Origin of the sequence: Azotobacter bryophylli (genome assembly GCF_042643485.1) — a bacterium.
Lineage (GTDB): Bacteria > Pseudomonadota > Gammaproteobacteria > Pseudomonadales > Pseudomonadaceae > Azotobacter > Azotobacter bryophylli.
Window position 1 is genome coordinate 126,234 of record NZ_JBHRSJ010000030.1, and the last position, 23,891, is coordinate 150,124.

General features: G+C 64.8%; 17 protein-coding genes. 5 read left to right on the forward strand and 12 right to left on the reverse strand.

Annotated features, from left to right (window positions below; translation table 11 throughout):
• Positions 1-14 precede the first annotated feature (14 nt).
• Positions 15-911: a GNAT family N-acetyltransferase gene (locus ACFOJE_RS14780; RefSeq protein WP_377815207.1), complete on the reverse strand. Its 897-nt coding sequence runs from the start codon at positions 909-911 to the stop codon at positions 15-17.
• A gap of 261 nt (positions 912-1,172) precedes the next feature.
• Between ACFOJE_RS14780 and ACFOJE_RS14785 the strand changes: the two genes are divergently transcribed.
• Positions 1,173-1,793 (forward strand): toluene tolerance protein, encoded by a 621-nt coding sequence (locus ACFOJE_RS14785; protein WP_377815209.1) that lies wholly within the window; start codon positions 1,173-1,175, stop codon positions 1,791-1,793.
• A gap of 14 nt (positions 1,794-1,807) precedes the next feature.
• Here ACFOJE_RS14785 and ACFOJE_RS14790 read toward each other — a convergent pair whose 3' ends face one another.
• Both ACFOJE_RS14790 and ACFOJE_RS14795 read right to left on the reverse strand, forming a co-directional pair.
• Positions 1,808-3,259 carry a hypothetical protein gene (locus ACFOJE_RS14790; RefSeq protein ID WP_377815210.1) on the reverse strand — a complete coding sequence of 484 codons (1,452 nt, stop codon included), beginning with the start codon at positions 3,257-3,259 and terminating at the stop codon, positions 1,808-1,810.
• A 76-nt stretch (positions 3,260-3,335) separates the two neighbouring features.
• Positions 3,336-5,090, reverse strand: coding sequence for a carbamoyltransferase family protein (locus ACFOJE_RS14795; RefSeq protein WP_377815211.1), 1,755 nt, complete (start codon positions 5,088-5,090; stop codon positions 3,336-3,338).
• Between the two features lie 551 nt (positions 5,091-5,641).
• On the opposite strand from ACFOJE_RS14795, the gene ACFOJE_RS14800 reads away from it, so the two are divergent.
• Positions 5,642-6,751: a DegT/DnrJ/EryC1/StrS family aminotransferase gene (locus ACFOJE_RS14800; protein WP_377815212.1), complete on the forward strand. Its 1,110-nt coding sequence runs from the start codon at positions 5,642-5,644 to the stop codon at positions 6,749-6,751.
• Between the two features lie 42 nt (positions 6,752-6,793).
• Positions 6,794-8,200 (forward strand): TDP-N-acetylfucosamine:lipid II N-acetylfucosaminyltransferase, encoded by a 1,407-nt coding sequence (locus tag ACFOJE_RS14805; protein WP_377815213.1) that lies wholly within the window; start codon positions 6,794-6,796, stop codon positions 8,198-8,200.
• A gap of 45 nt (positions 8,201-8,245) precedes the next feature.
• Here the strand turns inward: ACFOJE_RS14805 and ACFOJE_RS14810 are convergent, their stop codons facing one another.
• The 9 genes from ACFOJE_RS14810 to glnE all read right to left on the reverse strand — a co-directional run bounded on the left by ACFOJE_RS14810 (position 8,246) and on the right by glnE (position 19,959).
• Complete coding sequence (locus ACFOJE_RS14810; protein ID WP_377815214.1) at positions 8,246-9,313, reverse strand: glycosyltransferase family 2 protein; 1,068 nt, start codon at positions 9,311-9,313, stop codon at positions 8,246-8,248.
• 109 nt (positions 9,314-9,422) lie between these two features.
• The gene (locus tag ACFOJE_RS14815; RefSeq protein ID WP_377815215.1) at positions 9,423-10,886 is read right to left on the reverse strand and encodes a lipopolysaccharide kinase InaA family protein; all 1,464 of its coding nucleotides are present in this window, start codon (positions 10,884-10,886) and stop codon (positions 9,423-9,425) included.
• Positions 10,887-11,006: 120 nt separating this feature from the next.
• Positions 11,007-11,744, reverse strand: a complete 738-nt coding sequence (locus ACFOJE_RS14820; protein ID WP_377815216.1) for a lipopolysaccharide kinase InaA family protein — start codon at positions 11,742-11,744, stop codon at positions 11,007-11,009.
• Positions 11,741-12,556 (reverse strand): lipopolysaccharide core heptose(I) kinase RfaP, encoded by an 816-nt coding sequence (gene rfaP / locus ACFOJE_RS14825; protein ID WP_377815218.1) that lies wholly within the window; start codon positions 12,554-12,556, stop codon positions 11,741-11,743. The genes ACFOJE_RS14820 and rfaP overlap by 4 nt, the downstream gene beginning before the upstream one ends.
• 109 nt (positions 12,557-12,665) lie before the next feature.
• On the reverse strand, positions 12,666-13,787 hold the full coding sequence (locus ACFOJE_RS14830; protein ID WP_377815219.1) for a glycosyltransferase family 4 protein: 1,122 nt from the start codon (positions 13,785-13,787) through the stop codon (positions 12,666-12,668).
• Entirely contained in the window at positions 13,787-14,848 is a 1,062-nt protein-coding gene (gene waaC / locus ACFOJE_RS14835) for a lipopolysaccharide heptosyltransferase I (protein ID WP_377815220.1), read from the reverse strand. Before waaC ends, ACFOJE_RS14830 begins: the two co-directional genes overlap by 1 nt.
• Before the next feature lies 1 nt (position 14,849).
• Positions 14,850-15,884, reverse strand: coding sequence for a lipopolysaccharide heptosyltransferase II (waaF, locus tag ACFOJE_RS14840; RefSeq protein ID WP_377815221.1), 1,035 nt, complete (start codon positions 15,882-15,884; stop codon positions 14,850-14,852).
• 114 nt (positions 15,885-15,998) lie between these two features.
• Positions 15,999-16,922: a branched-chain amino acid transaminase gene (locus tag ACFOJE_RS14845; protein ID WP_377815222.1), complete on the reverse strand. Its 924-nt coding sequence runs from the start codon at positions 16,920-16,922 to the stop codon at positions 15,999-16,001.
• A 94-nt stretch (positions 16,923-17,016) separates the two neighbouring features.
• A complete protein-coding gene (gene glnE / locus ACFOJE_RS14850) occupies positions 17,017-19,959 on the reverse strand; it encodes a bifunctional [glutamate--ammonia ligase]-adenylyl-L-tyrosine phosphorylase/[glutamate--ammonia-ligase] adenylyltransferase (RefSeq protein WP_377815223.1) in 2,943 nt (980 codons plus the stop codon).
• Between the two features lie 265 nt (positions 19,960-20,224).
• Between glnE and aceE the strand changes: the two genes are divergently transcribed.
• Positions 20,225-22,873 (forward strand): pyruvate dehydrogenase (acetyl-transferring), homodimeric type, encoded by a 2,649-nt coding sequence (gene aceE, locus ACFOJE_RS14855; protein WP_377815224.1) that lies wholly within the window; start codon positions 20,225-20,227, stop codon positions 22,871-22,873.
• An 11-nt stretch (positions 22,874-22,884) separates the two neighbouring features.
• Positions 22,885-23,891, forward strand: a 1,007-nt coding sequence (locus tag ACFOJE_RS14860) for a biotin/lipoyl-containing protein (RefSeq protein WP_377815226.1), incomplete at its 3' end; no start/stop codon positions are given.

Sequence of the window (23,891 nt, forward strand, 5' to 3'; positions counted from 1 at the left end):
GCTCCTTCCCGCGCTCAGACCTGGTAGACCGGCACGCGGCGGCACCAGCGATCCTTGTACTCCCGGTCGGCCCGACCGAAGGAGTAGCGCAGCGGCTTGCCGCGCGCCTCGGCATCGGCCCAGGCCTCCTGGGTGTTGACGAAAGTGAGCACGCTGCCCGGGCTGAACCCGTTGCTTTCCGGTGCCACGCCGCCGTTGACGTACTCGACGCTGATCCAGGCGGGGGACTCGACCCGATAGAGGATCTGGATCGCCACCGGCTTGTCGCCGAACCACACCACGGAGCCACACATGAACTCGCGCAGCAGGCCGAACACCTCGGCCAGGCGGGCCTTGCCCGGTACCTCGAAGTCCCAGCGGCGCTCGAACAGCTCCCCATAGATGCGAGCCTGCTCGTCCGGAGCCAGCTCGGCCAGCGGCCGAAGGCGACCGCCGGCCTCCTCCAGCAGGCGCAGCTCACGGCGCTGGTTGTAGCGGAACTTCTTGGAGAGATCTCCAGGCGCGCGGCACATCGCCAGTGCTTCGGGCTGCCCGCGCAGGTTGAGGATCCGGTTGCGGTGCAGGTCGGAGAGATAGCGCGCCCGATGGCGCAGGACGATGTGCGCCTGCGGGGCGACCGGCAGGATGACCTCGGCGTTGCCCAGGTCGAACAGGGCCCGCTTGCCCCGGCGCTTGAGCACTTCCTTGGAAAGCGCCAGATGGCGCCCCCAGGTGGGAATCGCCGCCAGCGGCTGGTCGTCTTCGTACCAACCCAGGTAGCGCACCGGAATCCCGGCCAATTCGGAGAGTCGCGCCACCACCTGCGGATGGGTCGCCACGCTGCCGCCGTAACGCTGCCAGATCTCGGCATAGGCGCCGGCATCGATGGCCGTCCAGCCCCGCTCGCGGAAGAGGCGCAGGCGACTCAGCATGGCCGCGCGTCCTCGCGGCGAATCCGCCGATCGGGCCGACGGAAGCGGAGCCTCGGGCCCGAAGGCTGTTCCGTCCTGGGAGGGACTTCGGTCATTGCGCGGCTCATCGGTCACCTGTGAGGCGAGCGATTCTAGCACAGCCCTCGCGTCGCCCCCGGCCGGACGCCACCCGCCCCACCGCCAGGCATGCACCGCGAAAAGGCTGGGGCGCGGACGCTTTTTTCGGCATCATGTCGCCCCCGTCCCCGCGATCTGCAACGCATGCGCTATCCCAAACTGTCCAATGCCGAACTGGCGCGCCTGCTCGAGGGAGCCCAGACGCTCGAGGCCGACAGCCATGGCCCCAAGGTGTTCCGCCTGCGCGACGGCAGTTTCCTCAAGCTGTTCCGGCGCAAGCGGCTGCTATCCTCGGCCTTCTGGGCGCCCTACTCGCAGCGCTTCTGCGACAACGCCGCGCGCCTGCAGCAGCTGGGCATCCCCACGCTGACCCCGGAGCGGCTCTTCCAGCTCGAATCCCCGACCCTGACGGCGGTGCATTACCGCCCGCTGGCCGGCCTGACCCTCAAGCAGCTGTCGGAGCAACCGGGGTTCGACTGGCAGTCGCTGCTGCCGGCGCTGGTCGATCTGATCCTCCGTCTGCACGCACTGGGCATCTACTTCCGCTCCCTGCATCTGGGCAACATCGTGCAGACCCCCGAGGGGACGCTCGGCCTGATCGACATTTCCGACATGCGCTTCTATCGACGCGCCCTCGGCCCGGCCCTGGCGCGGCGCAACCTCGGGCATTTCCAGCGCTATCTGCGCCGGCAGGCACTGGAGCACAGCTTTCCCTTCGACGCGCTGCGCACCGCCCTCGCCCATCGGGGCCCCGGCCGTTCCTGACATCCCCGCAAGGCTCAGTTGCCGATCACCAGCACGGCGTCCCCCTTGCGATTGGCGAAGCGCGCGAGGACCTGCGCATTCCGCTGGGCGAGCCAGTCCTTCAGCCAGGGTTCGTCGGCGTCGGCCTCGATGAGGAAATAGCGGTACTGACCGGCGCGCTCCGGGCCCATGGCGGCCTCGCGGGTCAGGTCGCTCTTCGGATAGCCGCGTCCGGCGTAGTAGGCGATGCGCCCGTCGTCGTAGTAGACCGGCGCGGCCGGCTCAATGTGCTGCGCCACCCAGTGGCCGGCCTCGATGTAGTGGGTCTTCTTGGCGCTCAGGGAGACGACGTTATCCAGCATCGCCAGCAGCGCCAGGACCACCAGCCCTTTCGCCAGGCGCGGGAAGTTCCGCGCGAACAGCATCAGCGACACCGCGACCAGGGGCACGACCAGCAGGTTCAGGAAGCTGGTGTAGCGCGCGTTCATGAACTGCAAACGTACGAAGAACAGCATCAGGACGCCCAGATACAGCAGGGCGGCCCAGGCGAAGGGACGAAACTCCTGCCAGTAGCAGCGCCCCGCCGACCAGGTGCGCCGCGACAGGAAGGTCGCTGCGAAGGGCCCGAGCACCTTGACGAACTTGATCAGCAGGGCGGCCAGCAGGCCGAAGAAAATGATCTGGTCGGTCTCGTCCTTGGAATACTTGGTGATCAGACTGGCGGAGAACTGCCGAGACAAGGCATCGAACGAGACGAGGACCTGCCGCGGATCGAGCAGGCTCAGGTAGTAGTCGACCCGCGCCGAGGACAGCCCACCCATGGCCAGCAGCGCCAGCACACCGACCGCCACGGCCAGCAGCGGCAAGGCGGCGAGCTGCAGGATGCGCAATCGTCCCTCCCGTGAGCGCAGCTCCGGCAACTGCCAGAGGGCCAGAGCAGCGAGCAGCACCAGCGCCTCGAGCCGGAACAGCACCGCCGCCAGCAGCGCCAGGTGGATCGACGTCGCCCGCCACCAGCCGCCGCGCGCCTGCCAGCGCAGGGCCAGCCAGAGTGCCAGGGAGCAGAAGAACCAGAAGCCGAACTCGCGCAGGATGTCGTAGCGGAACTGATTGAACGCCGGCATCGCCAGGACCACCAGGCATGCCCAATGGCCAGCATCGGGCACCCGCTGGCGGGTGCAGTCGACCAGCAAGGCGCAGGTGCCGGCCATGAACAGGGCGCACCAGAGATAGGCCGCCGCCTCGTAGGGCAATCCGAGCAGCGAATGGGTATAGGCCAGCAGCAGCGGGAACCAGGGCCAGTCGAACAGCTTCATCGCGACCTGCGGCCCCTGCCCGTTCACCTGCTGGGCAATGTCGATGTAGAACGCCGCATCCCTGGCGATGGTGACGACGCCCGACACCGCCACCAGCGACAGCAGCAAACTACCGAAAAAGGCCAGCCAGACCGGAGATACCCGCCCGAGCCGGGTCAGAATCCCCTGCATGTATCCACTCCCGTAACGTCCAATCCCTGAACCCCTGCCTTGCTCCGCGAGAACCGCAGCGCCCGGCAGACCGTCCTCAGATGCGCTCGTCGCCATCCGTCCCCTCCTTCATCACCAGGATGTCTTCCATGATCAGGTAACGCAGATCCGAGCCGTAGAACATGTCCAGCGCGTCGGTCGGCGAGCAGACCATCGGTTCGCCGCGGCGGTTGAGCGAGGTGTTCAGTGCCACGCCGTTGCCGGTGAGCTTCTCCAGCTCGACCATCAGGTCGTACCAGCGCGGATTGTGGCGGCGCTCCAGCACCTGGGCGCGGGCGGTACCGTCCTCGTGGACCACTTCCGGAACGCGCTCCTTCCAGCCCTCGTTGACCTCGAAGGTGAAGGTCATGAACGGCGACGGATGGTCGACGCTGAGCATCTGCGGCGCCACGGTGTCGAGCATCGACGGGCAGAACGGCCGCCAGCGCTCGCGGAACTTGATCTGCTCGTTGATGCGGTCGGCCACGCCCGGCACGCTCGGGCAGCCGATGATCGAACGCCCGCCCAGCGCCCTCGGGCCGAACTCCAGGCGCCCCTGGAACCAGGCCACCGGGTTGCCGTCGACCATGATCCGAGCGATGCGCTCGGGCACGTCGGCGATCTTCTGCCACTTCGGCGCGTTCGGGTGGCGGGCGCAGGCGGCGACGATGTCCTCGTTGCTGTAGGACGGGCCGAGGTAGACGTGCTCCATCTTCTCCACCGGCACGCCGCGCTTGACCGACACGTAGGCGGCAGCGCCCACCGCGGTGCCGGCGTCGCCGGAGGCCGGCTGGACGAACAGCTCCTTCACTTCCGGGCGGGCGATGATCTTCTGGTTGAGCTTGACGTTCAGCGCGCAACCGCCGGCGAAGGCGAGTTTGCCGGTCTGCTTGATGATGTCGCCGAGGTAGTAGTCCATCATCTCCAGCGCCAGCTGCTCGAACAGCGCCTGCATGCTGGCGGCGTAGTGGATGTACGGGTCGTCGGCGATGTCGCCCTCGCGCTTCGGGCCCAGCCACTCGATCAGCTTGGGCGAGAAGTAGTAGCCCTTGCCCTTTTCCTTGTAGCGGCGGAAGCCGATGACGTTGGCGTAGTCGGTGTTGATCACCAGCTCGCCCTTCTCGAACGTGGCCAGCCGCGAGAAATCGTACTGGCTGGCGTCGCCGTAGGGCGCCATGCCCATCACCTTGAACTCGCCGTCGAGCATCTCGAAGCCGAGGTACTCGGTGAGCGCGCCGTACAGGCCGCCGAGCGAATCCGGGTCGTAGAATTCCTTGATCTTGTGGATCTTGCCGTTCTCGCCCCAGCCGAAGAAGGTGGTGGCGTACTCGCCCTTGCCGTCGATGCCCATGATCGCGGTCTTCTCGGTGAAACCGGAGCAGTGGTAGGCGCTGGAGGCGTGGGCCAGGTGGTGCTCGACCGCCTCGATCTTGACCTTCTTCAGGTCGAAGCCGAGCTGCTGCAGGCACCACTGGATGCGCTGGCGATAGCGCTTGTAGCGGCGGTTGCCGAACAGGATGGCGTCGAGGGCGCGATCCGGAGCGTAGGCGTAGCGCTTGGCGTAGTGCCAGCGGGCTTTGTCGAACAGGCTGATCGGCGCGAAGGGAATGGCCACCACGTCGACGTCGGCCGGCTCGATCCCGGCCTGCGCCAGGCAGAACTTGGCCGACTCGTAGGGCATGCGGTTCTTCGCGTGCTTGTCGCGGACGAAGCGCTCCTCTTCGACGGCGGCGATCAGCTTGCCGTCGATGTAGAGGGCGGCGGACGGGTCATGGCTGAGGGCCCCGGAAAGGCCGAGAATCGTCAATGCCACAGGGGCTTGCCTCTTTTTTGTCTTTGGAACGGGTGTCGGTGCCGATATTCGGATAATCGGGCAACGTTACAGAGCGAGGGGCGAGCCTTTACGAGGATGTATGCCCGATCCCTGGCATAGAGCTGGCTAAGGTACAGGCGCCATGATAGTGCCCCACCCCATTGAGGTCGATGGGTATCCATTGGCCGCCCATTCAGGAATGAGACCGGGCGCAAAGGGGGAGCTGCAGCATCTTTGGCTGCTGTCGGCGAATCCCTCAAAAACTACGGGACAACTTTATTCGCTATCGGACCTTCTCCTGCTGCCGCCGTTAAACGCGGCAACACTCCGGGGCCATGGATACAAGTCTGGAAAGAGAAAATGTCCTAGAATGGCGCGTCCAACTTGGCACGATCGTACAGGCATAATGCCATCAAACTCGCACTTCTTGTCGCGTTATCGCAGCTGACTTCGAAAGCCAACTCGCCTATAGAGAGAAAGTGCGCCCCGATGCTCCAGGGCATGTCGTTGCAGCTATCGGCAACAGCTGCAGCCCATCATCGAGTACTGATATGAGTGACAAAGCTGTTTTCGTAACCCAGCCCTATCTACCGCAACTAGAAGAATTCATCCCCTATCTGCAAGATATCTGGGACAGCAAGATATTGACCAATGGCGGCCCCATGCACCGGCAACTGGAGCAGGCTCTGGCCGACTATCTCGGGGTCGAGCATGTTGCTCTGTTCAATAATGGCACCATTGCCTTGCTGACGGCCTTGCAGGCCTTGCGCATAACGGGCGAAGTGATCACCACGCCTTATTCGTTCGTTGCCACGGCCCACTCGCTGCTGTGGAATGGCATCAATCCAGTATTCGTGGACATCGATCCCGATACGCTCAATCTGGACCCGGCCAAAATCGAAGCCGCTATCACGCCCAACACTACGGCGATCATGCCGGTGCATTGCTACGGCAATCCCTGCGATGTCGAAGCCATTCAGCGGATCGCCGACAACTACAATCTTCGCGTTATCTACGATGCCGCCCATGCCTTTGCGGTAGAAGATAAGGGAGGCAGTATCCTGAGACATGGCGATCTCAGCGTGCTGAGCTTCCACGCCACCAAGGTTTTCAATACGTTCGAGGGCGGCGCCATCATCTGCCCGGATGCCAAGACCAAACAACGCATCGATCGACTGAAGAACTTCGGCTTCGTCGATGAAGTTACAGTGGTAGCACCAGGGATCAACGGCAAGATGAGCGAGGTCAACGCCGCCTTCGGACTACTGCAACTGCAGCATATCGACAAAGCAATCGCACGCCGCAGAGAGATCGACCACCATTATCGTGATCAGCTCAACTGCGTGAAAGGCATACAAACGATCAACGGGACTGGCCAGTCCAAGGCAAACTATTCTTATTTTCCCATCTTGGTAGAGACAGACTATCCGCTCACTCGGAATGGACTCTATCAGCGTCTGAAGGACAACAACATTTTCGCCCGGCGTTACTTCTACCCGCTAATCAGCGAGTTCCCGATGTATCGCGGAATGGCTTCTGCAGCGTGCGAAAACTTGCCAACGGCAAGCATGATTTCCGAAAAAGTAATATGTCTACCGATTCATCCGGCGCTCGAACAGGATGATCTAGAAAAAATCGTACAAATAATAAAAACCAGTTAAGGCCGATGACGGCCAATACAAAACACGAAAAAGTACGGAAAGATGATTTCCGCTCCCTTCCTGCCCACGACCAACCCGTGGGCCGAACCGGCGATGAATCAGGCGCACGACAGGCGAACCAAAAGAAAACACCTTTTTGGGGCGCGACCGATAGATATGAAAGACTTGAAAATACTTCACCTGGCAAGAGATGAAAAGTTCGTTGACCAAGGCTTGAGAGCATTCGAGCAGGCCGCTCCAGGCGCCAACGATCTGCATCTCTATGCCCCCAAAGACCTGAAATACGTCAAGTCCCCTGCCAAAATCGCCTCTCGAAAGGAGTTGCGAACCGGGAACCTTTCCAAGGAATTCGTGAAGTATGATCTCATCATCATTCATTCACTCATTCCCGCCTGGCTCAAAACATTGAGCAAAATCTCGAAGGAAACGCCTCTGGTCTGGCTAGGGTGGGGCTACGACTATTACGACTTAATCTATAGCAGTCGCAATGAGATGCTCCTCCCATTGACGCAAAAGGCCATGAGAAAGCAGGCGATACGAAGCGGCGTACTCACCAGTCTCATAAGGCTTGCCAAGAGAAGACTCAACACGCGAAAAAAGAAAAAACTAATAAGCCAAATAAGCTTTTTCGCCCCTGTACTTGCAAACGAATACAGCATCGTCAAAGAGAAATTCGCAGATAGTACATTCCCTCAGTACATATCATGGAACTACGGCAACCTCGAGCGCATGCTGTCGAACGGCCTTCAGGACAGTCGGACAAATGGGGCAGCCATTCTGGTTGGAAACAGCGCATCCGCCGAGAACAATCATATTGATGTCTTCTCGCTACTAACGTCAATGGGCGTCAGCAAGAGAAAAATCATATCTCCCCTTAGCTATGGAGATGACGCATACAAGGATCTCGTCATCAAATATGGGAAAAGCCTGCTTGGGGATGATTTCGAGCCCATCACCGAATTCATGCCACTCAGCCAATACATGTCCACCCTAAGAGCTTGCGGCTTCGTGATCATGAATCATGTCCGCCAGCAGGCGGTAGGAAATATCGTCATCATGCTTTACATGGGGGCCAAGGTTTTCTTGCGCGCGGAATGTCCGACCTACGCCTTCCTACGTGAGCAGGGAGCGGTCGTTTATACGGTTCATGAGCTTGAAAAGCATCCGAGGCTATTGGACGAGACGCTGGACGACATCAGCATCCTCAAGAATCGCAAGATACTGGAAAAGAACTGGTCTGATGACGTTGGCGGCCAGAAAACCCTCAATCTACTGAGACTTGCTACTGGTCGAAACTTCACCGATAGAGATTCTGTCCCTGATTACAGCTCAAGAGTAATCAGCAAGATCCTGGTAGATTCAGTTTCCGCTACAAGACCGGAACAACAGAGCCAAGGGGATATGGATCTGGCATTGAAAAGAGATACGCAGCGTTCCCATGTCGACTAGCCAGGCATGAGCAGCCTCACGCCCGGCAAGTTCCCTGCATTTAATTTATCGTCCCCTTTTGAAGGTCCGATACACTCTGATCACTCTCAGCAAAGGCCTAGGCATATAGCAAACGAGATAAAATATAAGCTTTTGGCAAGCTGTATAATACGATGCCGTCTCTCGTAAAAAATCGGTCTTCAAGCGTCTGTCGTAGCTTTTATGGACAACTATATCGCACGACTGATCGCTGAGCGCAGCCATGAAAGCCGAATGAAACCGACCATTGGTCAGTCTATCCAGCACGAAAGTAGCCTCGAAGCGCTTCAAAGCATGGGCTATTTTTACAGAAGAATTGCGGGTTCGCGCCGACCATGAGCCCTCCGCAAAAATTCTGTAAACCGACATGGTTTCCGCTATAAATAACGCACCGTCCCTGGCCGCAGCGATAGCCTGCAGGTATATATCCCCCACGGGAAGTCCTGGATTATCCCTCAGAAACTCATAATAGCGCCTTGCTGCCGCGCGCGTGAGCACGAGGGAGGCTGTCGGTATCTGCCCATGCGTATGTTTGATGATGCATTCCGCCGACACCAACGATGATCGCTGCGCATATCGACCGATTATTTTTCTATTCTCGTTCGTTGCATCGATCCTTATCGCCGAATGGAAGCAAAGCTCCGATTGATGGCGGGAGTCAGACAATGCATCGATCTGCTTCTTCAGCTTTAACGGGTGGATCCAGAAATCATCCCCCTCGCAAAGTGCTATGTATTCACCTGCAGCCGCCTCAAGGCAACGACTGATAGGAATCCCCGGAGATGTCGAGTATTGATTTACCGTTTGAAAAATCGGCTTAATGATATGCGGATAGAGACTCTGATAGCGTTTTACGATCTCAGCAGTTCGATCATTAGAAGCATCGTCATGCACGATAATTTCGAATGGAAAGTCAGTGACCTGAATCAAGAAGCCGCGCAAGGCATCTTCGATATAGCGCTCATGATTGTAAGTAATACAAATGACGCTGACTAAAGGGGCATCCGCCCGAGTCTTCCAGGCAGATATGATTTGAGTTTCGGACGGGAGCTGGAGGCGACGAAAGCCATCCAGATCGACTTGCTTCGAGGCCATCTAGACACTTGCAATCGTCAACAGGAATTATCTTTTAATTATAGCAGAATAGGCCCTTTAATTTCTGCCCGCACTATCGCTAACTTGCCAGTTTCAGGAGCTGCCACACTCACTCCTCTTCCCCTACAGATTGAAGGGAAGAATGTTTCGGCAACCGCTCATCCAGCATCCGATGCAATATGCTGTCGGCCGGCCAGTTGCGCAGGAAGCGAGCCCGGTCGCGGGCATAGGCTTCGGCGAAGCTGGCGGCGCCCGTGTGCTGCCGCACGGCGTCCAGGTCGATCAGTAGCCAGCGGCCGTCCTGCCAGAGCAGGTTGTTGCCCTTCAGGTCGCCGTGACTGATCCGTTCGCGCAGCAGGGTCGCAAAGAGCCGCTCCAGGGCCTGCAACTCTTCTTCAGGCGGCGTGCCGTTCAGGAGCGGCCGGAAGCGCTCGAGGATATCCGGCCCCCCGCAGTACTCGGTGATCAGGTAGGCGCGACCGCGCAGTCCGCAGCAACGGTGCTCGAGCACGGCCAGCGGGCGGGGGGTGGCGATGCCGAGGAAATCCAGGCGGTTGCCTTCCACCCAGCTGTGCCAGGCCCGACTGGGACGCCAGAAGCGTTTCAGCCAGTGGGCGAAGCCCTTGATGTTGTAGCGCTTGACCAGCAAGGTCCGGCCACTGACCTCGACGCGCGCCACGGTGGCGGCGCCGCCGGTCTTGTAGACATGGCCACGGGCGATGGCGGCATCCGGGTCGTCCAGCAACGGGCGCAGCAGCGATTCGCTGTCTCGGCGCACGATCCGCAGGAGCCTGGCGCTGCGCTGGACGTCGAACAGACTGCAGTCGCGGCCGAGCTTGTGCAGGAAATCGCGCAGGCGCCAGCGACGGACCTTGGCCACCTCCTTGAGCAGGGCCTCCAGCGGCAGGGCATGCTCGGCATTGGCCAGCAGGTAGTGCACCAGCAGTTCTTCGGTGAAGGGCTCCAGCGAGGGCGGCAACTGGGCGAAGAACACGCCGAGGTTCTCCAGCACCCTGTCGCGGGACAGCGGCTTGCCCGGCTCTTCCGCCTTGAGGCCACCGCCATCGATGAAATGGATTCGCCCCTCGTGGCGCAACAGGTTGTCGAGGTGCAGGTCGGCCTGCCACAGTCCCTTGGCGTGCAGTCCGGCGATGGCCGCCAGAGCCTCGCCCAGTACCGTCTGCTGGCCGTCCGACAACGGCGGTTCCTGGGCCACCCGTTGCCACTCCTCGGCGAGGCTGTGGCAGCCCTCCAGATACTCGAACAGCAACCAGCCGCCCTGCCCCTCCGTCAGGCCATCGGCCATGAGCTGTGGGGTGGTCAGCCCCTGCCCGGCGAGCAGGCGGGCACCGGACAGTTCGCGCTGGAACTGCAGCGCCGCCTTGCCGCCGACCAGCAGCTTGACCAGGACCCGCTTGCCCCGCCACTCGCCGCGACCGACGTAGCGCTGGCCGGGCAGCACGCGCAGCAATCGCTCCAGACGCAGGGTCGCTGGACCGGCGGCATCGGCCAGTTCGACCGACAGAGGCAGATCCGGATTGCGACCGGCACTGGCAAGCTGGCGTAGGTTCATGTGCTGGGTTCCTCGAGGCTCCGCCGCCGGTGCAGCGCGCGATACAGGGATTCTATCGATAAGTCCCGGCGTGCGCCGCAGAACAGGAGCGGCGCGGCATCCGTGACGCCCGCAAAGGGCTCATTCCCGCCCCTCGAAGTAGCTCAGGATCTTGCGGATGTGCCGCTTGTCGCCGGCGTTCAGCTTCTTGCGCCGCCGGTACTGCAGGTAGAAGCGCAACCGCTGGGTCCGCGACAGCTGGTATTTGGCCACCTTGTCCAGGCAGGCCAGATCCTTGGTGATGCGCCAGCGCAGCCAGTGCCCCCACCAGAAGGCGCCGGACGGACAGTCGATCAGAAACAGCTGGCCCGCGGGGTCCACCAGCAGGTTGCGCCACTTCAGGTCGTTGTGGACGAAATGGTGATCGTGAAGGATGCGGGTCGCCTGGGCCAGCTGGCGGCTGACGGCATCCACCCAGCGCGGGTCGGCCAGGCGCGAATCGCCCCGTTTAGCCATCGCGGCCAGATCCTGGCTGGCGACGATTTCCCGGGTGATCAGCGCGCCGCGACGAAAGCCCCCCAGAGAACGCTCGAGTCCCCAGGCCACCAGGGGAGCGGTCGGGATGCCCCACTCGGCGAAAAGCTCCAGATTCTGCCATTCGGCCTGGACTCGCGGCCGGCCGAGGAAACGGCGCAGTCCCTTCCCCGCTCCCCGGTAGAGCTTGACGTAATAGCGCACGCCGGCGATCTCGACGCGGAGGACCTTGGACAGGAGATCGCGGGTGATCAGCTCGCCCTCCAGCGCGAATACCGCATCCAGGCTGGCGAAAGCCGCAGCCGTCTGGTCGTCCAGCCCGGCGGCCAGCTGCCAGCGGCTCACAGCTCGACTCCCGCAGCGCGCTTGCGCCGGTAGCGGGTCATCAGCCGCCGGGCCTCGGCCTCCAGCCAGTTCAGCAGCGGCGCCTCGCCGCGCAGAATCGTGCGCAGCGGCTGGCGGAAATAGCCCTTGAGGAAACGCAGCTTGTCGCGTCGGCTCAGACCGATCTCCAGGGCCGAGAAATACAGGGCGGCCAGATCCTTGTCGCGCCAGCGCCGGGGCGTGCACCCGCGGGTCTGGGCGCGGTGCAGATCGATCAGCGACAGACGCAGGTCGTCCGCGGCCGGGACCCGGTCGGTGTGCAGGAGGAAATGGCAGATGTAGCAGTCGCGGTGATTGACCCCGGCACGGTGCATGCCGCCGACCAGCCTCGCCACCTCGGCGATCAGCGCGCGCTTCAGGCGCGGCGCCGGCGGCCGGCTCGGCCAGTCGCGGCAGAAGTCCTCCAGGCTGACGGTCGGCGCCAGCTCCTCGGTGACCAGGAAGGAATGCTGGCGGGCCGGATTGGCGCCGCGCTCGCCGAAGGCGACGGCGGTCATGGTCGGCACCCCAGCCTCGGCGAGACGCCGCAGCGCCGTCCACTCCCGGGCGGCACCGAGCACCGGCGCCCTGGCCGTCAGCAGGTTCTTGGCGATCTCGCCCCAGCCGACGCCGCGGTGGATCTTGACGAAGTAGCCGCGCCCCGCCACCTCGATGCGCAGCGTTCGCCGGCCCTCCAGCTCGCGGAAGACCTGCCCCTGCAGCCGCTCGACCCCGGCGAACGGATCGCACCCGGCCCACAGGGCTCCGAAGGGCTCGCCGAGGACCAGTTTCATGCCATGCCCCCCGTAGAGCCGACAACGGCGCAGCCTTGCCCACCATTGGCCCGCCGAGGCATCGCCGGTGGATAAACGCTGCGCGTGCTATCTACCCTCCAGATCACGCTCATGCGCCCTCCCCGAGGATCAGATCGGCCGCCCGCTGCGGCAGGGAGTAGAGGTCGGCCGTCTCGGCGAAGGCCAGACCGTTGCGGCCCCAGGCCGCACGCTGCGGCGTATCCGTGAGCATCTCGGCGAGCAGGCGGTCGAAGGCCTCCTGGCGGAACGGGCCGGACAGCACCCTGCCGCAGTCGGCCTCGGCGATGTAGCGGGCGTAGCCGCAGACCTCGGTGACCAGCACCGGCAGCCCGGAGACCAGCGCCTCGAGCAGCACGGTCCCGGTGTTCTCGTTGTAGGCCGGGTGGATCAGCAGGTCGGCGCCGAGCAGAAAGCGCGGGATGTCGCTGCGCCCCCTTAGGATCTGCACCTGCTCGGAGAGGCCCAGCGCCGTGCTCTGCAGCAGGAACGGCCGGGGATCGTCCTGGCCGATGGCGATCAGCCGGGTGCGCTTTTTCAGCTCCCGGGGCAATGCGGCCAGGGCCTTGAGGCTGCGGTCCAGGCCCTTGGTCTTGAAACCGGAGCCGATCTGCAGCAGCAGAAGCTCGTCGTCCGCCAGAGCGAACTCGCGACGGAACTCGGCGCGGATCAGCCCGGCATCGGCGGGCGCGCGGCGGTCCGCGGCGATGCCCGGCGGCAGCAGATGGAAGCGCTCGGCAGGGGTTCCGTAGTGCTTGACGAACAGGGGCTGCTGCAACTCGGAGATCGTCAGGATCTCGGTCCTCGACTCGGGGGCGAACACCGCCCGCTCGTACTCGGCGAAGTGCTTGTAGCGCCCCCACTTGCGATACAGCGGGCTGCGCAGGGTCTGCGCCTTGTCCTCGAAGCAGGGATCGGCGGCGTAGTAGACATCCAGCCCCGGCATCTTGTTGAAGCCGATCACCCGATCCGCCGGCCGGCGCGCCAGGTCGTCCCGCAGCCAGGCGCTGAACCGCTCGTTGCGTCGGTGGTTGAACAGCGCCCTGACCGGCGCGATCCTCACCTCGAAGCCGGGGGGCACCTCGCCCTCCCAGATCAGGCAGTAGACGCGGATGGCATGCCCGCGCCGCTGGCACTCCAGGGCGATGCGCAGGAAGTCGCGTTGCAGGCCGCCGAAGGGGAAGTACTTGTAGAGGACGAAGGCCAGCTGCATCAACGCAGCCCCTCGTCCAGCAGCAGCCCTTCCAGCTCGGTCGCCACCCGCTGCGGCGCGAGCCGGCTGAAGCACACCGGGCGCTCGCGCTTGAGATCCAGCTGGCGGCGGTCCGCCTCGGTCGGCTTGTACTGGCAGGACTTGGCCAGACAGGGCACGCAGGCCGGGTAGTCGGCGGCCAGATGCACCTGGCCGCGGCCGTAGGCGCCGGTGAGTCCGGGGCTGGTCGGCCCGTAGAGGGAGAGGGTCGGCACGTCCAGCGCTGCGGCCAGATGGCCGAGGCCGGTGTCCACCGCCACGCAGGCGCTGGCGCCGGCCAGGGTCTTGGCCACCCCGGCGAGGTTCATCTTCGGCAGCACCACGACCTTGTCCAGCCCCTCGGCGAGACGCTCGGCGCGGGCCTTTTCCTCGGCGTTGCCCCAAGGCAGTCGGATCGACCAGCCGAGCCAGGTCATGCGCTCGGCCAGCTCGCGCCAGTAGCTCTCCGGCCAGTGCTTGCTGTCCCAGGTGGTGCCGTGGAGGAACAGCAGGTAGGGCAAGGTCGAGCGGTCGGCCAGGCGCCGGCGGTCGAGGCCGTAGTCGCCCAAGCCGGCCGGCAGGGAGTAGTTGAGGGCCAGGGCGAACAGCTGGCGCACCCGCTCCACCGCATGTTGCCCCCAGGGCACCGTATATCGGCGGTCGTAGAAGTAGCTGGCCAGCGGCTCGCGGGCCGAGGCACGGTCGAGGCCGGCCACCGGCGCCTTGGCGTAGCGGGTCAGCCAGGCGCTCTTGAACAGGCCCTGGGCGTCGATCACCAGATCGTAGCGGCTCTCCCGCAGGCGCCGCTTGAAGCGCCGCCACTCGCCGCCCGCCAGGGTCTGCCAAAGGCTCCGGCGCCAGCGACGGATCGCCACAGGAATGACCTGGGCCACCGCCGGGTGCCAGGCCGGGATCTCGGCGAAGCCCTCCTCCACCACCCAGTCGAACTGGATGCCCGGAATGGCACGCGCCGCGTCGGTCAGCGCCGGCAGGGTATGGATGACGTCGCCCAGGGAGGACGTCTTGATCAGCAGGACTTTCACGCTACACGCCCTCGACCGGTTGCGGCAGCAGGCGGTCCAGCGCTTCGTCGACCCGCTGCGCCGGCAGATCGCGCAGACAGTCGTAGTGTCCGAAACGGCAGCTGCGCTCGAAGCAGGGGCTGCACTCCAGACCGAGCCGGACGATCTCCACCCGCTCCGCCAGCGGCGGGGTGAACTGCGGCGAGGTGGAGCCGTACACCGCCACCAGCGGGCGGCCCAGCGCGGCGGCCACGTGCATCAGGCCGGAATCGTTGGATACCACCGCATAGGCGCAGGACAGTAGGTCGATGGCCTCGGCCAGGGCGGTCGCGCCGGCCAGGTTGACCGCTTCCTCGCGAAAGCCGGGAATCAGCCGCGAGCGGATGTCCTCGCCGACCGCATGGTCGTTCTGCGAGCCGAACAGCCAGATCTGCCAGCCGTCACGGATCTTCCGCTCGGCCACCCGGGCGTAGTGCGAGGCCGGCCAGCGCTTGGCCTCGCCGAACTCGGCGCCCGGACAGAGGGCCAGCACCGGACGGTCCAGCTCCAGGCCGAAGCGGGCCAGAGCCGCCGCGCGGCTCTCGGGGTCGATGCGCAGGGACGGCCGCGGATAGGGCTGCGGCAGCTCGGCGTCCGCCTCGAAGGCGAGCGCCATGAAGCGCTCGATCATCAGCGGATGGCGCGCCTCGTCCAGCGTGCGGATGTCGTTGAGCAGCCCGAAGCGCATCTCGCCGCGCCAGCCGGTGCGGATCGGGATGCCGGCGAAGAACGGCACCAGGGCCGACTTCAGCGAATTGGGCAGGAGGATCGCCTGGTCGTAGCGCCCGGCGAGGGATTTGCCGATGCGCCGGCGCGCGGCGAGGTCGAGCACGCCGTGGCCGAGCGGGAAGCCCAGCGCGTGGCGTACCTCGGGCATGCGTTCGAGGATCGGCCGGCTCCACTCGGGGGCCAGCACGTCGATCGAGCAGTCGGGATGGCGCTGCTTCAGGCAGACGAACAGGGTCTGCGCCATCACCATGTCGCCGACCCAGCTGGGGCCGATGATCAGGATATTCATAAGAGTCCGGACAGACCGTGGGTTGGATTCGGCGCCGTGCGACACGCGCGGCGCCTCTTGCTGGGGGCAGCCGGAGCCTCTAGCCAACCCGCGCGCCTGCCTCCCCGAGCCCGCTTACTTGACCAGGGTGCGCCACTCGGCGTGAGCGTCGGTGCGGCCGCTGACCAGATCGAAGTAGGCCTTCTGCAGCTTCTCGGTGACCGGACCGCGGCGGCCGATGCCGATCTGACGGCCGTCCAGCTCGCGGATCGGGGTGACTTCGGCGGCGGTGCCGGTGAAGAACGCCTCGTCGGCGATGTACACCTCGTCGCGGGTGATGCGTTTCTCGACCACCGGGATGCCCAGCTCGCCGGCCAGGGTCAGCACGGTGTTGCGGGTGATGCCGTTCAGGCAGGCGGTGACTTCCGGAGTGTAGATAACGCCGTTCTTGACCACGAACACGTTCTCGCCCGAACCCTCGGCCACGTAGCCTTCCGGATCCAGCAGCAGGGCCTCGTCGGCGCCGGCAGACACCGCTTCCTGCAGGGCCAGCATCGAGTTGATGTAGTGGCCGCTGGCTTTGGCGCGGGTCATGGAGATGTTGACGTGGTGACGGGTGAAGGAGCTGGTGCGGATCTTGATGCCCTGCTCCAGCGCTTCCTCGCCCATGTAGGCGCCCCAGTGCCAGGCGGCGACGATCACGTGGACCTTCAGGTTGTCGGCGCGGATGCCCATGCCTTCCGAGCCGTAGAAAGCCAGCGGGCGGATGTAGGCGCTGTCCAGGTTGTTCTCGCGCACCGCGGCCTTGGTGGCCTCGTTGATCTCGTCCTTGGTGAACGGGATCTTCATGCCCATGATGTGCGCCGAGTCAAACAGGCGGTCGGTGTGCGCCTGCAGGCGGAAGATCGCCGTGCCCTGCGGGGTCTTGTAGGCACGCACGCCTTCGAACACGCCCATACCGTAGTGCAGGCTGTGGGTCAGCACATGAGTGGTCGCATCGCGCCACTGCACCAGTTCGCCGTCGTACCAGATCACACCATCACGGTCGGCCATCGACATAATTAGCCTGCTCCTCAAGATTTCAATTCGTAAAACGCGTCCAGACCGGGCAGCGCCAACGCCGCCCGCTGCGACAGGATCGGTTGCCCTGAATTCAGCTCAGCCCAAGTTCCCGCCAGATCCGCATCACCGCCCGGCGTTCGTCGCGGAACTGGTCTCCGCCGACCACACCCGGCTGCTTCTGCAGGGCCAGTCGATGGGCTGCGGCGCGATAGGCCTTGTAGGCCTCCTGCAGCAGATGAACTTCGTCGCCAGCCAGCAGGCCGGCGTGTGCCAGTCCGTCCAGAATCCGGATGTTATCGGTGTAGCGCAACAGTTCGGGGTGCTGGTGCGACCAGGCGAGGGCCGCATATTGCACCATAAATTCGATGTCAACGATACCGCCTGCATCCTGCTTGAGATTGAACGGAACCGCGGGCTCGAAGGCATTCTCCGCGGTGCCGCCGGCACTGGTCGGAGTACCCAGGTTGTCGCGCATCTTGGCGCGCATCTCGCTGACCTGCCGGCGCAGCTCGGCCAGGTCGCGCGACCGGCCGAGGATCTGCGCGCGCACCCGCTCGAAGGCCGCCGCCACCCGCGGGCAGCCGACCAGCACCCGCGCCCGCACCAGGGCCTGGTGTTCCCAGGTCCAGGCCTCCTGCTCCTGGTAGCGCTGGAAGGCGGCCAGCGAGCTGACCAGCAGCCCGGCGTTGCCGCTCGGGCGCAGGCGCATGTCCACCTCGTAGAGCTGACCGGAGGTGGTCTGCACGGTCAGCAGGTGGATGATGCGCTGGCCCAAACGAGTGAAGAACTGCGCCCCGTCGATCGGCTTGGCGCCGTCGGTCTCGGCCTGCGGATCGCCGTCGTGGATGAACACCAGGTCGAGATCCGAGCCGTGGCCCAGCTCGATGCCGCCGACCTTACCGTAGCCGACGATGACGAAATCCAGCTCGCAGGCGCTGCCGTCGGCCCGGCGCGGCGCGCCGTAGCGGGCCGTCGTGTGGCGCCAGGCGAGGGCCAGGACCTGGTCGAGGATAGCCTCGGCCAGCCAGGTCAGGTAGTCGCTGACCTTCATCAACGGCAGGGTGCCGGCGATCTCCGAGGCGGCCACGCGCAAGCGGTGGGCCAGCTTGAAGTGGCGCAGCACCTCCATCTGCTGCTCCAGGTCCTCTTCCGGGATGCGCATCAGCCGCTCGCGCAGCTCGGCGGCCAGCTCGTCCTTGCCCGGCGGACTGAACAGCCGGCCCTCGTTGAGCAGCTCGTCGAGCAACAGCGGGAAGCGGGCGATCTGCTCGGCGATCCAGGGACTGGCGGCGCAAAGGTCGAGCAGGCGCTCGAGAGCGCCGGGGTTTTCCGTGAGCAGCACCAGATAGGCCGAGCGCCGGGCCACCGCCTCGACCAGGGGCAGCACCCGCTCCAGCACCAGATCGGGCCTCTCGTGCTCGACCGTCTGCATCAGCAGGCGCGGGACGAAGGCGTCCAGCCGCTCGCGGCCGATGCGCTGCATGGCCCGCACCTGGGCGCTGTCGCGCAGGCCGGCGAGGTGCTGCCAGGCCTCGCGGGGCTGTGCGAAGCCGGCGTCGGCGAGCTGCCGGCAGGCCGCCTCCTCGTCGAGGGCATCCTCCCACAGCGGTAGCCACTCGGCGCCCGGCGCCGCTTCGCTCTCCTCGCCCTCCTCGTCCGGCGAGGCGATGACCTGGCGGAAGTGCCAGTCGATGCGCTCGCGCCACTTCATCAGTCCGGCATGGAAGCTGTCCCAGTCGGGGAAGCCGAGCATGAAGGCGACCCGCGCCCGGTCGGTCTCGCCGTCCGGCAGCATCTGCGTCTGGCGGTCGGCGATCGCCTGCAGGGCGTGCTCGGTATAGCGCAGGAACTCGTAGCCCTCGTGCAGCTCGGCGACCACCGCCGGCGGCAGATAGCCCTGCCCCTCAAGGGTGTCCAGCACCTTGAGCAGCGGCCGCTGCTGCAGGCTCAGGTCGCGCCCGCCATGGATCAGCTGGAAGGCCTGGGCGATGAACTCCACCTCGCGGATGCCGCCGGCACCGAGCTTGATGTTGGCGTCCATACCCTTGCGCCGTACCTCCTGCTGGATCAGCTGCTTCATGCTGCGCAGCGCCTCGATGGCGGAGAAGTCCAGGTAGCGCCGGTAGACGAACGGCCGCAGCATCTCCAGCAGCTGCTTGCCGGCGACCGGATCGCCGCCCACCACCCGCGCCTTGATCATGGCGTAGCGCTCCCAGTCGCGCCCCTGATCCTGGTAGTACTGCTCCAGGGCGCTGAAGCTGAACACCAGCGGACCGGACGAGCCGTAGGGGCGCAGGCGCATATCGACACGGAAGACGAAGCCGTCCACGGTGATCGTGTCCAGGGCCTTGATCAGCTTCTGGCCCAGACGGGTGAAGAATTCCTGGTTGTCCAGCGAGCGCCGCGTCCCCTCGGTTTCGCCGCCCTCCGGGTAGGCGAAGATCAGGTCGATGTCCGAGGACAGGTTCAGCTCGCCGGCGCCCAGCTTGCCCATGCCTAGCACGATCAACTGCTGCGGCTGCCCGGAGCGCCGTCCGACGGGGGTGCCGGACTGGGCGCAGAGACCGGCGTACAGCCACTGGCAGGCCAGATCGATGCAGGCGTCGGCGAGGTCGGATAGATCGCGGCAGGTCTCGCGCAGGTCCGCCAGGCGGTTCACGTCGCGCCAGACGATGCGCATCTGCTGGCGGTTACGGAAACGCCGCAGACGCCGCGCCAGCTCGTCCTCGCTCCCGCAGCCCTCCAGCGCCGCCGCCAGTTGCCCGCGCAGCTCGCCGTCGCCCAGGGAGCGCTCCAGTTCGCCGCTCTCCGCCAGTTCCAGGAACAGCTCGGGATCGCGCAGCGCCTGCTCGATGACGAAATCGCTGGCCGCGCAGACCCGGGCGAAGGCCTGGCGACGCGCTTCGGGCCAGCGGGAAAGAGACGCCGCCGGCTCCCGGTCGAGGCCCGCGACGGCTCGCTCGAACTCTGTTTCGGCACGACTGACAAAGGTTTCCAGCGAGGCTGGCAATGTGGCCAGCAGAGGCAGGCTCATGGATCTATCCTGTTCGGCGGCACCCTCGCAATTCGGCAGGATCGGCGCGAGGCGTGCCCGGAAGTGAAAGGGAGCGATCGATTCGCGATGTAGTTTTGCTACGAAAAATTCCTCCGAAGGGGGCTGAAAAGGGCGAAGTCTTGTAGTAAAACTACAAGCTCGTCGGTTCACCCCCGACAGAGGAATAACAAACCGCGCCCACCCAAAAGGTGGGGCGCGCATCCTGGCTACCGATTCTGGAAGCCTTTCCGCCATGGAGCAAGACATGCAAGACCTTGACCCCGTCGAAACTCAGGAGTGGCTGGACGCCCTCGAGTCCGTTCTTGAACAGGAAGGCGAAAACCGCGCCCACTATCTGCTGACCCGGATGGGCGAACTGGCGACCCGCAGCGGCACCGAGCTGCCCTATGCGATCACTACGCCTTACCGCAACACCATCCCGGTCGCCCATGAGGCGCAGATGCCCGGTGATCTGTTCATGGAACGCCGCATCCGCTCCCTGGTACGCTGGAACGCGCTGGCCACCGTGATGCGCGCCAACCTCAAGGACCCGGACCTGGGCGGTCACATCTCCACCTTCGCCTCCAGCGCCACCCTGTACGACATCGGCTTCAACTACTTCTTCAAGGCTCCCACGGCGGAACACGGCGGCGACCTGATCTACTTCCAGGGCCACGCCTCCCCCGGCGTCTACGCCCGCGCCTTCCTCGAAGGGCGCATCAGCGAAGAGCAGTTGCAGAACTACCGCCAGGAGGTCGACGGCAACGGCCTGTCGTCCTACCCGCACCCGCACCTGATGCCGGACTTCTGGCAGTTCCCCACCGTCTCCATGGGCCTCGGTCCGATCCAGGCGATCTACCAGGCGCGCTTCATGAAGTACCTGGAGCACCGCGGCTTCATCCCCGCCGGCCAGCAGAAGGTCTGGTGCTTCCTCGGCGACGGCGAGTGCGACGAGCCGGAATCCCTCGGCGCCATCGCCCTGGCCGGGCGCGAGCAGCTGGACAACCTGATCTTCGTGGTCAACTGCAACCTGCAGCGCCTGGACGGCCCGGTGCGCGGCAACGGCAAGATCATCCAGGAACTGGAAGGCGTGTTCCGCGGCGCCCAGTGGAACGTCAACAAGGTGGTATGGGGCCGTTTCTGGGACCCGCTGTTCGCCAAGGACCATGCCGGCCTGCTGCAGCAGCGCATGGACGAGGTGGTCGACGGCGACTACCAGAACTACAAGGCCAAGGACGGCGCCTTCGTGCGCAAGCACTTCTTCGGTGCCCGGCCCGAGCTGCTGGAAATGGTCAAGGACATGTCCGACGACGAGATCTGGCGCCTCAACCGCGGCGGCCACGATCCCTACAAGGTCTATGCGGCCTACCACCAGGCGGTCAACCACAAGGGCCAGCCGACCGTCATCCTGGCCAAGACCATCAAGGGCTACGGCACCGGCGCCGGTGAAGCGAAGAACACCGCGCACAACACCAAGAAGGTGGATATCGAGAGCCTGAAGAAATTCCGCGACAAGTTCGACATCCCGCTGAAGGACGAGGAGCTGGAAGGCCTGCCGTTCTACCGGCCGGACGAGAACAGCCCGGAGATGAAGTACCTGCGCAAGACCCGCGAGAAGCTCGGCGGCTTCGTGCCGCAGCGCCGCAGCAAGAGCATCAGCATCCCGACCCCGCCGCTGGAATCCCTCAAGGCGCTCCTCGACGGCAGCGGCGACCGCGAGATCTCCACCACCATGGCCTTCGTGCGGATCCTCTCGCACCTGGTCAAGGACAAGGAGCTGGGCTCGCGCATCGTTCCGATCATCCCGGACGAGGCCCGCACCTTCGGCATGGAAGGCATGTTCCGCCAGCTCGGCATCTACTCCTCGGTCGGCCAGCTCTACGAGCCGGTGGACAAGGACCAGGTGATGTTCTACCGCGAGGATAAGAAGGGCCAGATCCTCGAGGAAGGCATCAACGAGGCCGGCGCCATGTCCAGCTGGATCGCCGCGGCGACCTCCTACAGCAACCACAACCAGCCGATGCTGCCGTTTTACATCTTCTATTCGATGTTCGGCTTCCAGCGTATCGGCGACCTGGCCTGGGCCGCCGGCGACATCCAGGCGCGCGGCTTCCTGCTAGGCGGCACCGCCGGACGCACCACCCTCAACGGCGAGGGCCTGCAGCACGAGGACGGCCACAGCCACCTGCTGGCCGCGACCATCCCGAGCTGCCGCAGCTACGATCCGACCTACGCCTACGAGCTGGCGGTGATCATCCGCGAAGGCATCCGCCAGATGACCGAAGAACAGAAGAACGTGTTCTTCTACATCACCGTGATGAACGAGAACTACATCCAGCCGGCCATGCCGGAGGGTGTCGAGGAAGGCATCGTCAAGGGCATGTACCTGCTGGAGGAGGACAAGCGGGAAGCCGCCCACCACGTCCAACTGCTCGGCTCCGGTACCATCCTGCGCGAGGTGCGCGAGGCGGCCAAGCTGCTGCGCGAGCACTACAACGTCGGCGCCGACGTATGGAGCGTCACCAGCTTCAACGAGCTGCGCCGCGACGGCCTGGCGGTGGAACACCACAACCGCCTGCATCCGGAGCAGAAGCCGCAGCTGAGCTACGTGGAGCAGTGCCTGTCCGGGCGCAAGGGCCCGGTGGTCGCCTCCACCGACTACATGAAGCTGTTCGCCGACCAGATCCGCCAGTGGGTCCCGGTCAAGGAATACAAGGTGCTCGGCACCGACGGCTTCGGCCGCAGCGACAGCCGCAAGAAACTGCGTCACTTCTTCGAAGTGGATCGTTACTGGGTCGCCCTGGCCGCGCTGGAAGCCCTGGCCGAGCGCGGCGACATCGAGCCCTCGGTGGTGGCCGACGCCATCGCCCGGTTCGGTATCGATCCGAACAAACGCAATCCGCTGGACTGCTAAGGAGAAGCAACGTGAGCGAACTCATTCGTGTACCCGACATCGGCGGCGAAGGCGAAGTCATCGAACTGCTGATCAAGCCGGGCGACCGGGTCGAAGCCGAGCAGGGACTGCTGGTGCTGGAATCCGACAAGGCCAGCATGGAAGTCCCCTCGCCGGCCGCCGGCGTGGTGAAGAACATCCTCGCCAAGCTGGGCGACAAGCTCAAACAGGGCGATGCGATCATCGAACTGGACAGCGCCAACGGCCAGGCCGCCGCCCCCGAAGCGGTGCCCGCCGCGCCGACCCAGGCGGTCGACGAAGTGGAGGAGCCGACTCCGACCGCCCCCGCCGCGACCCCGAGCACTGCCGGCGCGACCCGGGAAGTCCGTGTCCCGGACATCGGCTCGGCCGGCAAGGCGAAGATCATCGAGATCCTGGTCAAGCCGGGCGATAGCGTCCAGGCCGAGCAGTCGCTGATCACCCTGGAATCGGACAAGGCCAGCATGGAGATCCCCTCGCCAGCCGCCGGCGTGGTGGAGAGCGTCGCCGCCGCGCTGAACGACGAAGTGGGCACCGGCGACCTGATCCTCACCCTGCGCGACGCCGAAGCAGCGACCGCAGCGCCCGCCGCAGCAGCTCCGGCTCCATCCCCGGCCGCGAGCCAGCCGGCCAGCCCGGCACCTGCCGCGGCGCCGGCGGCCAGCGCCAGCCAGGAGGTCAAGGTCCCGGACATCGGCTCGGCCGGCAAGGCCAAGGTCATCGAGGTCCTGGTCAAGCCGGGCGACAGCGTCCAGGCCGAGCAGTCGCTGATCACCCTGGAGTCGGACAAGGCCAGCATGGAGATCCCCTCGCCGGCCGCCGGCGTGGTGGAAAGCGTCGCCGTCCAGCTGAACGACGAGGTGAGTACTGGCACCCCGATCCTCACCCTGCGTAGCGCCGGCGCACCGGCGGCGGCAGCGGCGGCAGCTCCGGCCGCCCCCACCCCGACGCCCGCCCCTGCCCAGCCGAGCGCCGCCGCGCCCGCCGCTGCACCGGCCCC

Excerpts from the sequence above, each read along its gene's own strand:
- ACFOJE_RS14780 (WP_377815207.1), bottom strand. The coding sequence starts at position 911 with ATGCTGAGTCGCCTGCGCCTCTTCCGCGAGCGGGGCTGGACGGCCATC.
- ACFOJE_RS14785 (WP_377815209.1), top strand. The coding sequence starts at position 1,173 with ATGCGCTATCCCAAACTGTCCAATGCCGAACTGGCGCGCCTGCTCGAG.
- ACFOJE_RS14790 (WP_377815210.1), bottom strand. The coding sequence starts at position 3,259 with ATGCAGGGGATTCTGACCCGGCTCGGGCGGGTATCTCCGGTCTGGCTG.
- ACFOJE_RS14800 (WP_377815212.1), top strand. The coding sequence starts at position 5,642 with ATGAGTGACAAAGCTGTTTTCGTAACCCAGCCCTATCTACCGCAACTA.
- ACFOJE_RS14805 (WP_377815213.1), top strand. The coding sequence starts at position 6,794 with ATGATTTCCGCTCCCTTCCTGCCCACGACCAACCCGTGGGCCGAACCG.
- ACFOJE_RS14810 (WP_377815214.1), bottom strand. The coding sequence starts at position 9,313 with ATGGCCTCGAAGCAAGTCGATCTGGATGGCTTTCGTCGCCTCCAGCTC.
- ACFOJE_RS14815 (WP_377815215.1), bottom strand. The coding sequence starts at position 10,886 with ATGAACCTACGCCAGCTTGCCAGTGCCGGTCGCAATCCGGATCTGCCT.
- rfaP (WP_377815218.1), bottom strand. The coding sequence starts at position 12,556 with ATGAAACTGGTCCTCGGCGAGCCCTTCGGAGCCCTGTGGGCCGGGTGC.
- ACFOJE_RS14830 (WP_377815219.1), bottom strand. The coding sequence starts at position 13,787 with ATGCAGCTGGCCTTCGTCCTCTACAAGTACTTCCCCTTCGGCGGCCTG.
- waaF (WP_377815221.1), bottom strand. The coding sequence starts at position 15,884 with ATGAATATCCTGATCATCGGCCCCAGCTGGGTCGGCGACATGGTGATG.
- ACFOJE_RS14845 (WP_377815222.1), bottom strand. The coding sequence starts at position 16,922 with ATGTCGATGGCCGACCGTGATGGTGTGATCTGGTACGACGGCGAACTG.
- glnE (WP_377815223.1), bottom strand. The coding sequence starts at position 19,959 with ATGAGCCTGCCTCTGCTGGCCACATTGCCAGCCTCGCTGGAAACCTTT.
- aceE (WP_377815224.1), top strand. The coding sequence starts at position 20,225 with ATGCAAGACCTTGACCCCGTCGAAACTCAGGAGTGGCTGGACGCCCTC.